This is a genomic window from Pseudomonas sp. LB3P14 (assembly GCF_054898045.1).
In genome coordinates this window covers 2779157-2792092 of record NZ_CM142714.1, presented here as the reverse complement: position 1 = coordinate 2792092, position 12936 = coordinate 2779157, and the positions used below count along the sequence as shown (strand labels likewise).

Annotated in this window: 14 protein-coding genes; 6 read left to right on the top strand and 8 right to left on the bottom strand. The window is 54.5% G+C overall.

Translation table 11 applies throughout. The features are described from left to right. Window positions 1-117 precede the first annotated feature (117 nt). The 4 genes from ACYZT5_RS12925 to ACYZT5_RS12910 all read right to left on the bottom strand — a co-directional run bounded on the left by ACYZT5_RS12925 (window position 118) and on the right by ACYZT5_RS12910 (window position 3584). A complete protein-coding gene (locus ACYZT5_RS12925; protein ID WP_462051451.1) occupies window positions 118-777 on the bottom strand; it encodes a hypothetical protein in 660 nt (219 codons plus the stop codon). 16 nt (window positions 778-793) lie between these two features. Beyond that, window positions 794-2014: an AAA family ATPase gene (locus ACYZT5_RS12920; RefSeq protein ID WP_462051450.1), complete on the bottom strand. Its 1221-nt coding sequence runs from the start codon at window positions 2012-2014 to the stop codon at window positions 794-796. A gap of 301 nt (window positions 2015-2315) precedes the next feature. Beyond that, window positions 2316-2648: a hypothetical protein gene (locus tag ACYZT5_RS12915; protein ID WP_462051449.1), complete on the bottom strand. Its 333-nt coding sequence runs from the start codon at window positions 2646-2648 to the stop codon at window positions 2316-2318. Between the two features lie 510 nt (window positions 2649-3158). Next, window positions 3159-3584, bottom strand: a complete 426-nt coding sequence (locus ACYZT5_RS12910; RefSeq protein ID WP_462051448.1) for a hypothetical protein — start codon at window positions 3582-3584, stop codon at window positions 3159-3161. Window positions 3585-3885: 301 nt separating this feature from the next. On the opposite strand from ACYZT5_RS12910, the gene ACYZT5_RS12905 reads away from it, so the two are divergent. The 5 genes from ACYZT5_RS12905 (at window position 3886) to ACYZT5_RS12885 (ending at window position 8228) form a co-directional block, all read left to right on the top strand. Next, window positions 3886-5244: an MATE family efflux transporter gene (locus ACYZT5_RS12905; RefSeq protein WP_462051447.1), complete on the top strand. Its 1359-nt coding sequence runs from the start codon at window positions 3886-3888 to the stop codon at window positions 5242-5244. A gap of 26 nt (window positions 5245-5270) precedes the next feature. After that, the gene (gene arsN2, locus ACYZT5_RS12900; RefSeq protein WP_462051446.1) at window positions 5271-5714 is read left to right on the top strand and encodes an arsenic resistance N-acetyltransferase ArsN2; all 444 of its coding nucleotides are present in this window, start codon (window positions 5271-5273) and stop codon (window positions 5712-5714) included. A gap of 627 nt (window positions 5715-6341) precedes the next feature. After that, window positions 6342-6989, top strand: a complete 648-nt coding sequence (locus tag ACYZT5_RS12895; protein WP_462051445.1) for a hypothetical protein — start codon at window positions 6342-6344, stop codon at window positions 6987-6989. A 302-nt stretch (window positions 6990-7291) separates the two neighbouring features. Beyond that, a complete protein-coding gene (locus ACYZT5_RS12890) occupies window positions 7292-7969 on the top strand; it encodes a phosphoribosyltransferase (RefSeq protein ID WP_462051444.1) in 678 nt (225 codons plus the stop codon). 10 nt (window positions 7970-7979) lie between these two features. Further along, the gene (locus ACYZT5_RS12885) at window positions 7980-8228 is read left to right on the top strand and encodes a hypothetical protein (protein ID WP_462051443.1); all 249 of its coding nucleotides are present in this window, start codon (window positions 7980-7982) and stop codon (window positions 8226-8228) included. Here the strand turns inward: ACYZT5_RS12885 and ACYZT5_RS12880 are convergent. Next, window positions 8198-8764, bottom strand: a complete 567-nt coding sequence (locus tag ACYZT5_RS12880) for a cupin domain-containing protein (protein WP_462051442.1) — start codon at window positions 8762-8764, stop codon at window positions 8198-8200. The genes ACYZT5_RS12885 and ACYZT5_RS12880 overlap by 31 nt on opposite strands. A gap of 78 nt (window positions 8765-8842) precedes the next feature. Continuing rightward, on the bottom strand, window positions 8843-9598 hold the full coding sequence (locus ACYZT5_RS12875; RefSeq protein ID WP_462051441.1) for an SDR family oxidoreductase: 756 nt from the start codon (window positions 9596-9598) through the stop codon (window positions 8843-8845). Between the two features lie 205 nt (window positions 9599-9803). On the opposite strand from ACYZT5_RS12875, the gene ACYZT5_RS12870 reads away from it, so the two are divergent. Further along, the gene (locus tag ACYZT5_RS12870; protein WP_462051440.1) at window positions 9804-10373 is read left to right on the top strand and encodes a YceI family protein; all 570 of its coding nucleotides are present in this window, start codon (window positions 9804-9806) and stop codon (window positions 10371-10373) included. On the opposite strand, the gene ACYZT5_RS12865 is transcribed toward ACYZT5_RS12870, so the two are convergent. Together ACYZT5_RS12865 and ACYZT5_RS12860 are read right to left on the bottom strand one after the other, a co-directional pair. Continuing rightward, window positions 10336-11766 (bottom strand): MFS transporter, encoded by a 1431-nt coding sequence (locus ACYZT5_RS12865; protein WP_462051439.1) that lies wholly within the window; start codon window positions 11764-11766, stop codon window positions 10336-10338. The genes ACYZT5_RS12870 and ACYZT5_RS12865 overlap by 38 nt on opposite strands. 238 nt (window positions 11767-12004) lie before the next feature. Next, entirely contained in the window at window positions 12005-12898 is an 894-nt protein-coding gene (locus ACYZT5_RS12860; protein WP_462051438.1) for a LysR family transcriptional regulator, read from the bottom strand. Window positions 12899-12936: the final 38 nt, after the last annotated feature.

Genomic DNA, 12936 nt, shown 5'->3' with positions numbered 1-12936 from the left:
ACTAGGCAGTGCCAAGTCTTCCTTCAATTTTTCAACCGTCATCTTGGCTCTCGAAAGCTGAGACTAATCATCCTTAGGCAAAATTCGTGGGTATAACCGCCATCTCACCACGTAAATTCAGTCCATAAAATCCTTTAGTAGAGGGAATAGCTTTTCATCCTCCAACACAATCCACCTAATGAAAGCAGAAAACTCTTGATGCCGACCCATTAATGTTTTCAATATCTCAAGGTTTTCAGCTTTAACTTTTGGCGACGACTCATCACTGAAGTACTCAACTACCACCTCCATCAATCTATTATATTTCTCGTACACTTTTTTCCTCATGTAGGCTGCGGTAATTGTTTTATTTATGGTGTGCTCCGAGTTAAATATTTTATTGAGAAGGGTCGCGGTGGAAATCGTTTCCTTTGAACCGTCCACGGCTTCGATAGTCAGCTTGCCACTGAAAGGTGAGTGTGGAGGGATATGTCTGATTTTAGCAAAAAGATTACGATCTTCTGTTATACAATCTAGCAATAGTGCGGAGTCGGCGAGCTTGATATTATTACAGCGCCCACACACGTAATAAAGATTGTCCCAAGAGAATTTTAAATCAAGATCACCTTGATGAGCAACGAAGTGCTCAACATTAAGAGCCAAAGGATCTTTGATCTCGCACAAATAGCACTTATCGAAAAAAATTTCCTTGAGCACTACTAATACATCTTCTCCGCTATAGCTTTTTTTAGCACTAAGAGACAAAGGCGCTGGATAAATTCTGGTAACTCTGAACAATTTATTCATCCTCGCCCTAGTTAGACGAATCATCTTTTGTTATAAGAAACTTAGCCTTGTTCAGAAAGAATCTGGACTCCTCGTCTAACGCTGATGTGTCAGTGCCAATTGCATTTATTTTCCCTTGAAGAAGATCTATGTCAATTTTATCTTTTGTACTTATCTCGACCAACTCCTTTATTTTTGATTGGAGTATATCTGATGATGGAAGAACGCCAAACAAGCCCTCTAGTACAGCCTCGTAAGACGAGGAAGATAACTCGTCCACCTGCTCTCGCCTACTGATATCATAAATAACACAGTTATCAATTGACGTAATCACAAAAGGCGAGTGTGTGGTGATTAAGAACTGAATACCCGGAAACGAAGCTGTCAAAAAAGGTAATATTTTTCTCTGGAGAGAAACATGTAGATGGGCGTCAAGCTCGTCAATTATTGCAATGCCGCAAATTTCTGAAGGGCTTATTTTTAAATACTCTGCACGCATCAAGAAGCGCGAAAATATGCTAAAAATAGCCGCATAGCCTGAAGAGAGATTCTGAAATGTATACGGCGCCTTCCCTTTTTGCGATATAGAGAATTTGAATGTATCCGAATTGAAAATTAATTTCGTTGAAGGGTCCTCCATTAAATACTGAAGATTTTTCTCGAAATTATTCAGCCATTCTGATATTTCAATTTCCAGTTTTTTATCTTGCTTTTCCGTTCTAGCAAATGCTCGTCGAGTGTAGATATTTACAAGATGCTCTTCAAGCCTATTACCGATTTCTTCATTGATCGTATTTTTGTCGTAGGTGAAGCTGCTAGCACTTTTAGCGTCTGTTATTTGAGATTGTCTTGCTGCTGGGAAAAACTCGATGAGGCCTGTTTTGCTAGCAACAAGTATCCTAAGATTTTCGGGATCGATGAATTCTATTTTTGCGCCACTCAAAGCAGCATTTATATAGCCTTCATAGGTTTCAATTACATTAGTATATTGCAGGTAGTTTGGACTACCTTCAGAAAACTGATGAATCTGGCTTTTATGAGCGTGTACAGTTTCACGCCAATTCGCGATATTTTCTTGCTCTGCGTTGGCAATTATATTATTTGCCTTTTTGAAGATGTCGGTTATAAGCGATGTTTTTCCAGTACCGTTCCCACCAGTTACAATTAAGTTTTTGCCATTCAGCATTATGGTTATACTTTGTTCTGTATACGGAATAGTAGTTACTATGCTTCTGATAAATTGTTGCACTATTATTTCCCTCGCGACTTTCGACTGAATCAGGCTCTGAATACTGTAGAATGAAAGGATACGCCATTCCAAGTCTAGTCTTACTTTACTGAGGTTAGAGTGAGCCCTTGGTGCGGCCAAGAGCGATCGTTTTTTTCTCAGACATCTACCCGTGCTCATCGGCAGCTATGGGTCGATTTCTGCCTGTCGCAACCGCCAACTATGGGACCTGGGACTGGCGACCAGTTAAGCATTCGACCGGTCAGGTGACCCGCGGCAACCGAAGGCGGTTCAATGCTAGGCGATCGTGCCGAGTGCCCACTCACATCGACTTGACCGACATCACTTCCACAAATCTAAATTTTTTTCTAGCCATCTTAGTAGCCTCTTGCTCTGCAACTAGGGAGCTCAGCGTATCGGCCTTATGTACCATCTCGTGCATCTTGCCTTCAAATTCATTTCCCACCCGCAGCGTGACTCTCAGCCTAGGCGTGAAGCCTTTTGAGACTTTCTTTTTCTTCGCTGCTTTTACCGGTTGCACGATCAAGACTTCCGGTACGGAGTCTTGCACCTGTGAGTTCATTGCCGGCGCAGGCGGCTCAGAATCACCGAATAGCGCCCGGCGCATCTCTTCTTCCGTCAATTCTGTATTCATACCATTTCTAAGAGGGGCGTTATTTATAGCCTGGTCGATTCTATCAGCATGGCCGAACTCTGGAGTAAAGCCTCACGGTGTCAAACCTGAAGCGGTAGGGGGCCACCAGATACCGGCGAGTGTCAGCGTCTTGCCATTTGCTGGCCATCGTGGCGGGCAACTGTCGGCCAGAAGAGGACGCTAATCTTTGGCTGAGGGGGGGGAGCTTACCCCAGCGAGCAGGGCGAGCGTATTAAACTATTTTCTAGGGATCTACGGAGTTAGTCCCAGGACAGTTCGGATGGAGTCATTGTCAGGCCAGCTTCGATGTAATAGCCACGATACGCATGCCTGACCAATGGCTCGACTGATAGCGCCAACGCCTTGGAGGTGGACTTCGCATAAGGCTAGGACGGCTGGCGCTTCCTGTGGCGTCTGACTATGGCCATGCGTTTCAAGTGACATGAACCTGTAGAACACCGTGTATAGGTCCAATACCTCCGCTTCCTTTGCTTGTTCTTCAACACTCTTTCATCTAGAGGTTATTTTCATCTGTTCTGTTTCTAGAAACTCGGCAGTAAAGTCCTGTCCTGAGCCCTTGTCTTTGACCGTTGCTTTGCCTGCCTTCAAGTTAATTTTGAAGGCTTTGGCTAGCTCAGCCTTAGCCGCACCCTGATGCTGTTGAGCGTTTTCAATAGATCTGATAGACCACAAGGTAGTGATTAGTTGCTCCAGCAAGTTGCGGCTAAGAATGCCTAGGCAGGCAGCGTTCTTAGTGGTTCCTAACGCGGCGGCTCCGCGCACAAGCTCAGCGGCGCGGCGCAGTTGCTGGCGGACTAATTCATCGCGTAAGTCGGCTTGCCCCCCTGCTTCAATTAGGCATGCAGAGGTTAGTTGCGCAACCTGTTCATGCAGTGACTGAACAAGTTCATCTAATGTGGTGGTTTCAATAAACATACGATACCAATGTCTTATGTAGCGCTATCCTGCCGGAGCCGCGCGGCGTAGGGGGCAGAGTACGGTTTCAGGATGATTTCTACCAGCTTGCTTCAAGCGAAGCGCAGATATTGCTCAGGGTTGGCATTTTCAAAGCAGTGAAGGCATATGCCGTCTTTGATTTCCTGGAAAAATCCGATTGGCCGCAGCCGAAAGCAGACATTACTCATACTACCCAAGTCTGCAAAATCGAATCGGGGTGGTACCCAGCTCCCTAGCGTAGAATTTCCAAAACACGAGCCCACCCCGAGACGGACCCTCAATGCAAACCCCCTCAACCCAACACCCCCTCTGGAAAACCTACCTCCTTTTCCTAGCCCCCATGGTCCTCTCCAATTTCCTCCAATCCATGTCGGGCACCATCAACAGCATCTACATCGGCCAAATGCTCGGCACCCAAGCCCTGGCGGCCGTGTCCGGCATGTTCCCCATCGTCTTCTTCTTCATCGCCCTGGTCATCGGCCTCGGCGCGGGCGCTGGCGTGCTCATCGGCCAGGCCTGGGGCGCACGCGAACCGCATCTGGTGAAGACCATCGCCGGCACAACCTTGCTGTTAGGCGCAATGATCGGCCTGACAGCAGCGGTACTCGGCAGTGTGTTCGCAAGGCCAGCGTTGCAGGGTTTGGGGACCCCGGCAGACGTTCTTGATGACGCGGTGTCCTACGCCCACGTGATGATGTGGATCATGCCGTCGCTGTTGGTCTATGTGCTGTTTACCCAGCTGCTGCGCGGAGTGAGCGATACGGTGTCGCCGCTGATAGCGTTGGTGGTGTCGACGTGTATCGGGTTGGCGCTGACGCCGGCGTTGATTCGGGGTTGGTTCGGGCTGCCGATGATGGGGATTCAGAGTGCGGCGTATGCCGGGTTGGCGGGTAATTTGTCGGCGATGGGGTGGCTGGCGTGGCGGTTGATTCGCAAGGGGCATCCGTTGGCGCCGGATCGAGAGATGTTTGCGGCGATGCGGCTGGACCTGGTGATTCTCGGCAAGGTGTTGCGCATCGGGTTGCCGACCGGGTTGCAAATGGTGGTGTTGTCGGTGTCGGAGCTGGTGATTCTGGCGCTGGTGAATCAGCATGGTTCGCAGGCGACGGCGGCGTACGGGGCGGTGACGCAGATCGTCAATTACGTGCAGTTTCCGGCGCTGTCGATTGCGATCACGGCGTCGATCCTCGGCGCTCAGGCGATTGGGGCAGGGCGCCTTGAGCGCATGGCGCCGATTCTGCGCACGGGGCTGTTGATCAATGTGTGCCTGACCGGTGGGTTGGTGGTGTTGGGTTATCTGTTGTCGCACTGGTTGCTGGGGTTGTTCCTCACGGATGATTCCACCCGGGCGATGGCGGAACACCTGTTGCACATCATGCTCTGGAGCCTGTTGGTGTTCGGCTTCCAGGCGATCGTCGGCGGCATCATGCGCGCCAGCGGCTCGGTGCTGGTGCCGATGGCGATTTCGATTGTTTGCGTGGTCGGGGTGCAGTTGCCGGTGGCGTATGTGCTGGACGGGCAGTTCGGGTTGCAAGGGGTGTGGATGGCGTTTCCGGTGGCGTATCTTGGGATGCTGGTGTTGCAGACGGCGTATTACAAAATGGTCTGGCAGCATCAGAAGATCGAGCGGCTGGTGTAGGCGGGCGGGAGGTAACGGTGCTGAACATGCAGATGATTAAAGTAGACGATAACGGTCTGGATCAGCTCCGTGATGCTCTGCGTCAGGCAGCATTGCCCTGCGATGATGTCAGCGAACCAGGCCGGCAGTTTTACCGTTTCGAAGTGGCGGGGGAATGGGTGGCTTTTGGAGGGCTGGAGGGTTCGGCTCCCGACCTGTTGCTTCGTTCAATAGTGGTGTGTGAAGCGCGTCGTGGAGAAGGGCTGGGCCAAGCCGTGTTGTTTGCATTGGAACAGTGTGCGGCCTCGCAAGGCGCGCTTCGATTGCATTTGTTAACCCAAGGGGCTGCCGGTTTTTTTGCCGCCAATGGTTATGAACGGTTCGACAGGCAGGCGGCGCCTGTTGTCATCACCCAAACAGCCCAGTTCAAACATTTATGTCCGGCGTCTGCGAGCTATCTACGAAAAACGTTAAGTGCGCCGGTTCCATAGACCGGCGATGTTGCTCGAACAACTCATCTCAAAACGACAACTTTGGCTCCCGCATTGGCGCTGGCGATGTTGTCATCCCTTCCTCGACGAGTGGAATGGTAAAAGTATGACTGTTTCAGTGGGGGCAGGCCCTAAATGCGAGCAGCTCGCTATTGAACTTTTCGTAAGTTACCTAACAACTAATGGATCCAATAAACAATATTGGAAACCCCTGTAATTCACCAGCCCAGTTGTCATGGGGCTGACAGAGAAGTTGATACGTTAGTACCGGCGTGTGGGACGTTCACAATAACCGCCGTTTGTCGGGGGGGTGCTCAAAAAATGAACATTCCAGGATCCCTGGCCTCTGATCCTCCAGCACGTCACCCAAGACCTGCTCCTGCAGCCGCAGAAAAGAAGTGGAAAATTAACCTCATGTGCATTGAATGCTAATGGGGATTTTTTTACCCGAAATTCAGGAGGCAATAAATAAGCCGGTCATTGATTTGCCAGGCGAATCAATGGGCTAAGCAGTGCCAAGTCTATGAGTTGGCATATCTTATAAAAGTAAGATCGCGCAGGGTTTAGAAGAGTTGAATGCCCTGTTAAATATCGATCTGTACTGTCGAATAAGGTGGAGAAAGTACCGTGGCGATAAATACAATTATGAGCCTGCTTGAAAATAAAGAGTGCATGGAATTTTTGCGAATGGGCGTTATTTACGTTCATTTAGTGTCGTGTTGTGTGGCCATTGGTTTGGTATTGACCAGTGATATTGCGATGGTCAGAGACTTGTTAAAGCGTAAAACATTCACTGAGCATGATAATGCTCACATGGAAAGTCTTCAGAAGTCTGTCAGCGTTGCATTGATAGCGTTGTGGGTGACGGGTGCCGCTATCATCGGTATTGATTACCTGGAAAAAGGTATGAATTACTTTATGAATCCAAAGCTTCACGCCAAAGTGATTATTGTCGTGTTGCTGAGTTACAACGGCCTCTTGTTGCATCGCCTGGTATTGCCCGCGCTGCAAAAGGCCGGTTCGTTGCTCAATCTTGGCTTTAGCGCACGGATGCTGGCGCTATTCTGCGGCTCGCTGTCGGCCGTGTCCTGGATGTATGCGGCCATGCTGGGGGTCGGGCGCCCGTTGGCCTGGAAATACTCCCTTTCCGAACTGTTGATGGCGTATCCGGTACTGATTGCACTGGGGTTCCTGACAATGCTGGTTTTGACTCAGCGTGTGAAACAACAGGACTCCATCGTTATTTCTCCACGGACAGTAGCGAGCGCATGCTAGGCCGGTTCACTGGGTAAACCTTGCCGGCTTGTCCTGAGCCTGACAGGCGCGACCTTCTTTGTGCAGGTGATAATAAAAGCCTGCATCAGGGAGGTCGCTTTGTTTTGAGTCAGAAGGCCGGATGCTTCCAGACATTAAACACTTCTGTGAAAAACCCTGTATGAGTTCGCGCTGACGCCGGCGATGCGATCGGCGGGCGGGTACATCATGGCTGAACTTGATGTCAGCCACTGTCAGACCGACAATCCTGAGTGACCGTGTGATGTGAACCGACAGGCGTGATCGCCTGAGGAGGTTTTCAAATGAGTCCCTCATCTCCAACCCTCTTGCAGGACCGGGCCGCGGCCGGTCGACGTCTTGTGGAGCCGTTATTCAAATACGCGCATAGACCCGATGTCATCGTCCTCGCCTTACCCCGTGGCGGTGTGCCGGTCGCCTATGTAGTGGCCACTGCCCTGGAGGTTCGCCTCGACCTGATGCTGGTGCGCAAGCTCGGGGTTCCGTCCCATCAGGAGCTCGCCATGGGCGCCATCGCCAGCGGCGACATTCAAATCCTCAATGAACACGCGCTGCGGGCCCACCCGATTGATAAGGCCACGTTCGACACCGTGGTCGAACGGGAAACCCGGGAGCTGTTGCGCCGCGAGCAGGTTTACCGGGGAACGCGCGCGCCTGTGCAACTCAAGGATCAGGTGGTGATTCTGATCGACGACGGCCTGGCGACAGGCGCCTCGATGATGGCGGCGATACACGCGGTGCGTGTGCAAACACCGTCTCGCATCGTCGTCGCCGTGCCGGTGGCGCCGATTGAGACGGCGGAGGCGCTACGCAGCGAGGTGGATGAGCTGATATGCCCGTTCATTCCCGACTGGCTCATGTCGATCGGCCGTTGGTACATGGACTTTACCCAGACCTCGGATGCCGAGGTCATCAAGTTGTTGCAGCGGGCGTGGTTGCGAGAGTCCAGCGCCGCTCAGTAGCGTTCCGATCATGAGTCGATTTCGTTACGGCACATGGAAGTCCGTCAAGAAAGGCGCGACCTCTACGGGGGTGTTCAGCTTCCTGATGCTTCCTCAAGCCGAGGTGTTGGTGGGTCAGGCCATGGGCCAGGACAAGCATGGCGTCCCTCGGACGTCGGACTGGATCCTGGCCAGGCGCAAAGAGGATATTGAGCTCGGGAAGCAATGGCTGGCCAAACACGCCACTTACTACCGCGGTGACGTTAAGCCAAGCGCTTGATTTGCGGGTGACACCCCGATCATCACAAACAGTGCCCGGGCAATCCGCTCACTTTTGTTGCGCCACGCGTGCCGTGTGCCATTTTGAATAACGATGTCACCTGCCTTGACGAGACGGCTCTGACCGTTATCCAGCTCCAGCCACATCTCACCTTGCAGAATGATTGCGTAATCAATGGTGGCGGTGGTGTGCATGCCCGGATTTTCCGGCTCAAAGCTTTCGATCAAGCCCGGCAGTGCAGCGCTCAACTCACTAAAGGCCTGGACGCCATCGACGAGGTTCTGCATGACGGTGTCGGGTGGGAAATCAAACAGGGCGATGCTGGTGCCGCCCTGAGGAGGAATCAGCGACGCGTGATCAAGCGTTGGGTCGCGCTCTTTTTCGAGGAGTGTCGGCTGGGAGGGAGTCGTCCACAACTGTGCCATCGCGTGCCCCGGGATTGAGGCAAAAGACTGGGCCCTTGGGGCAAAGTCATCTGAAACGAACACCGAGTTGCCCTGTTCGTCGTGGCCGGTCACGATTCTTCTTATCTTCATAGGGATTACTCAACGGGCAGTCAAAGAGGCAGAGGGGCGGTTGAACCGCTGCGATCGTTGCGTTTAATCACAGATGACTCAAGACGGATGCGCGGTTTCCAGCCAGTCTTCAAACCGGGTCGCTCCAACAATCGGGCTATCGCCCGGCGTGAGGGACTTGTCATTGATCGGCGCACCAAAGTAAGGAACCGTGTCGTCCGAAACCGCCTCGCGCGGGTCCTTGGTGTGTTTCAGGTACTCACTCACGAACTCGACAATGGGTCGGCGATCCGGCCCGGCCACTTCCACGGTCTGATTGATCGGCGCTTTTTGAGCGATAGCCGTCAGTGCGGCCGCGACATCGACCGAGGCCACCGGTTGCAACGCGGCAGACGTTAGATGGATGGTGTTGCCGTCCTCGCGACCTGAGTAAGCAATGGCACCAATGAATTCGAAGAACTGCGTGGCGCGCAGGATGGTGTAGGGGACGCCCGACGCCTTGATGAGTTTTTCCTGGGCCATCTTGGCCCGAAAATAACCACTGTCGAGCATACGTTCGGTGCCGACGACTGACAGGGCGACATGGTGTTGGGTGCCGGCAACCTTCTCGGCAGCGAACAGGTTATGCCCGGCTGTCTCAAAGAAATGCAGCGCCGCGTGATCCTCGAATGAGGGTGAGTTGGCCACGTCGACCACCACGTCGGCGCCCTTGAGCGCGTCCGCCAGGCCTTCGCCGGTGATGACGTTGATGCCGGTGCTCGGTGATGCTGATATGACTTCATGCCCCAGATCCTGGAGGTTCTTGCAGACTTTGCTGCCGATCAGCCCGCTTCCTCCGATGATGACAAATTTCATGACCCGTCCCCCGATGCGGTGAGTTGGACAGTCATTAAACACCCGGGCGACGGCCGTATCGGGCGGCCACTCGTGTTGGCCGACAGGTGGTCGGAAGTCTGAGCGCCAGGTGGAATAAACGGCGTTATTTTGCTTTAGTCCACCTATCGCTGGCTAACGTGTGCGGCGCCTCAGCTCATGACGGGAGCCCCGACCGGAGAATCCCATGAAACATCGATACCCGACTTGCGCGGGGCTGGTTGCCGCCCTTGCATTCGGCGCGTTGCCTTGCGTCCACGCGGTCGAGTACACGCAGGTGAATGAAACCGCCAGCACGATCTCCTTCACGTATAAACAGTTCTCCTCGCGGGTATACGGCACGTTCGGCAAGTTTGACGCCACGCTTGATTTCGACACGGCGAACCCGTCAGCAGCCCACGCCGCGCTCACCATCCAGCTCGACAGCATCGATGCCGGGAGCAGTGATGCCAACAGCGAACTGCAAAAGCCTGCCTGGTTCGACACCGCAACGTATCCAGTGGCGACGTTTGAATCGATCGGCGTGAAAGTACTGAGCAACAACCGTTACTCGATCACCGGCAAACTCACGCTCAGGGGGATCACGCGTGAAGTGAATGTACCGGTGCTGCTGAAGTCCGAGAACGCCATCGGGATTTTCGATGGCCAGTTAACGCTCAAACGCAGCGACTTCAAAGTCGGTGAAGGTGAATGGGCCGACGGCGTCGTCTCCGACAAGATCAATATCCGGTTTCGGATGGTTGCGCCGGAGCAGTAACTCGATCATCGGGTTTAATAATCACGGCGCCAATGCAGATCAGCGCCAGCCCGAGCATCACGCTGCTGCCAATGAACGCTGCTGAGATACCGGATGAAATGGCTTCGACACTGACATTCGAACCCTCGCCGTGAGCGAACACCACGGTGAGGATGCCCAGCCCCAAAGAGCCGCCCAACTGGTGCGCCACATTCACCAGCCCTGAGGCGGCGCCGGCGTCGCGCGGTTCTACATCGGTCATGCCGGCCGTGGTCAATGGACTGAGGCTGGCGCCTTGGCCTAACCCGATCAACGCCATCGGCAGCGCGACATCCATCAGGTAATCACTGTGTGCGGTGACGCCGCTGAGCCAGATCATGCCGATCAGGGTGAACGCGACGCCACCGGCCAGCAGCCAGCTGTTGCCAAAACGTTGGGTCAATCGCGGCACGGCCAGGGCGACGGCGAAATTCACCAAGGTGGTCGGCAAGAACGCCATGCCGGCCTCGCTTGCACTGAACCCGAGCACCTCCTGAAGGTACTGCGTGGTGAAAAACCAGAAGCCGATCATCCCGCCGAGAAACAACATCCGTGTCGCGTAGGCACCGGCACGGACCCGGTGGGTAAACAGGCGCAGGGGCAGGATCGGCTGATGCACTCGCGCTTCGTGGGTGATGAAAATCGCCAGTAATACGACGCCACCGACCACGCTGCCGAGGGTGACCGCATCGCTCCATCCGACCATGGCCGAGCGGACAATGCCGTAGACCAGCGCCGTCATCCCCAGCGTTGAGAGCACGGCGCCCACCAGGTCAAATTTTCCGGCATGCAGCGTGGTTTCACCCAGGCAACGCTTAGCACCCACCATCAGTGCGATGCCAATCGGCACATTGATCAAAAAGCCCACACGCCAGGACAGCCACTCGGTCAACAGCCCGCCGAGCAGCAAACCGACGCTGGCACCGATACCGGCGGCGGCGCCGTAGTAAGCGATAGCGCGGGTGCGCTGGTGACCCTCAAAGTGGGTCAGCAGCAAGGCGAGGGTGGACGGCGCGAGGATCGCCGCGCCGACGCCTTGCAGTGCTCGGGCGGACCATAGCAACCCCGCGCTCTGGGCCATTGCGACGAGCAACGAGGCGGCAGTGAACAGCCCCAAACCTGCAATGAACATACGACGCCGACCGAGGATATCGCCGGCCCGCGCGCCCAGCAGCAACAGGCCGCCGAAGGCCAGGGTGTAAGCGTTCTGCACCCACGACAGGCCTGCCGTGGACATCTCGAAGGTTTGCCGAATCCGGGGCAGGGCGGTGATCACGATGGAAATATCCAGCACGATCATCAGGTAGCTGCACAGAATGATTGCGAGCACGGCGATCTGGCGTGGGGTGAGTTTGGCTCCGTGGGGGGTGGGCATGGGCGTGGTGACTTCTCGGGATAACAGCGCGGTGCGCCATCATAAAAGCCGAGGCGTTGATTGATTAGCCCGTTAAATACGAATTGCCCTATGAGCCTGACTCATCAATCGAGCCGTAGATCGTTCCCACACTCTGCGTGGGAATGCAGCCCGGGACGCTCCGCGTCCCTTCTGAAGCCGAACGCGGAGCGTCCGTTGAGGCATTCCCACGCAGAGCGTGGGAACGATCATCGACGGATCAACCCCGATACCGCAGCGCATCCAGCAGCAGCGCGAAGGCCGGCGAAGCCTGGCGACGGCTGGGGTAATACAGGTGGAAACCGGCAAACGGTGCGCACCAATCTTCCAGCACCTGCACCAGTCGCCCAGCCGCAATGTGTGGCGCAACCAGGTCTTCGGGGATGTAACTCAGACCGAAGCCGTCCAGCGCCGCGTTGAGCAACTGATACACGCCATTGAACGTGACCTGACCAGACACTCGAGCCTTCAGGCTGTCCTCGCCCTTTTTAAACTCCCAGGCGTACAAGCCACCGTTGGTGGGCAGGCGCAGGTTGTTGCAGGCGTGATCGGTCAGATCGCGCGGCGTTTTTGGCCGTACACGGTTGGCAAAGTAGGCAGGTGAACCCACCACCGCCATGCGCATGTCCGGCCCGATGCGGGTGGCGATCATGCCTTGCGCCACGTCCTCGCCCAGGCGCACGCCGGCATCGAAACCCTGGGCGGCGATGTCGACAAAGCTGTAGTCGCAACAGACCTCGACCGAGATGTCCGGGTACTTCGCCAGGAACGGTTTCAACACCGGCCAAAGAATGTACTCCAGCGCGTGGTCCATCGCATTGATGCGAATGTTGCCGGCGGGTGTGTCGCGCAGATTGCTCAGCGCCGCCAGTTCAATCTCGATTTCTTCGAAGTGCGGGCCAATGGTTTCAAGCAGGTGTTGCCCGGCCTCGGTCGGCGACACGCTGCGCGTGGTACGGGTCAGCAGGCGCAGGCCCAATCGTGCTTCCAGCGCCCGGATCGTATGGCTCAGTGCCGACTGGGAAACGCCGAGTTTGGCAGCCGCTTTGGTGAAACTTCTTTCTCGCGCAACCGCCAGGAAAGCGAGCAGGTCGTTGGCGTTTTCCCGAAGCATTAATGAGTCACTCTCATAGGTCTTTTCTGATTCTAGCG

Bases quoted from the DNA above. Each gene is read 5' to 3' on its own strand.
- ACYZT5_RS12915 (WP_462051449.1), bottom strand. From the start codon at position 2,648: ATGAATACAGAATTGACGGAAGAAGAGATGCGCCGGGCGCTATTCGGT.
- ACYZT5_RS12910 (WP_462051448.1), bottom strand. From the start codon at position 3,584: ATGTTTATTGAAACCACCACATTAGATGAACTTGTTCAGTCACTGCAT.
- ACYZT5_RS12905 (WP_462051447.1), top strand. From the start codon at position 3,886: ATGCAAACCCCCTCAACCCAACACCCCCTCTGGAAAACCTACCTCCTT.
- arsN2 (WP_462051446.1), top strand. From the start codon at position 5,271: ATGCAGATGATTAAAGTAGACGATAACGGTCTGGATCAGCTCCGTGAT.
- ACYZT5_RS12890 (WP_462051444.1), top strand. From the start codon at position 7,292: ATGAGTCCCTCATCTCCAACCCTCTTGCAGGACCGGGCCGCGGCCGGT.
- ACYZT5_RS12885 (WP_462051443.1), top strand. From the start codon at position 7,980: ATGAGTCGATTTCGTTACGGCACATGGAAGTCCGTCAAGAAAGGCGCG.
- ACYZT5_RS12880 (WP_462051442.1), bottom strand. From the start codon at position 8,764: ATGAAGATAAGAAGAATCGTGACCGGCCACGACGAACAGGGCAACTCG.
- ACYZT5_RS12875 (WP_462051441.1), bottom strand. From the start codon at position 9,598: ATGAAATTTGTCATCATCGGAGGAAGCGGGCTGATCGGCAGCAAAGTC.
- ACYZT5_RS12870 (WP_462051440.1), top strand. From the start codon at position 9,804: ATGAAACATCGATACCCGACTTGCGCGGGGCTGGTTGCCGCCCTTGCA.
- ACYZT5_RS12865 (WP_462051439.1), bottom strand. From the start codon at position 11,766: ATGCCCACCCCCCACGGAGCCAAACTCACCCCACGCCAGATCGCCGTG.
- ACYZT5_RS12860 (WP_462051438.1), bottom strand. From the start codon at position 12,898: ATGCTTCGGGAAAACGCCAACGACCTGCTCGCTTTCCTGGCGGTTGCG.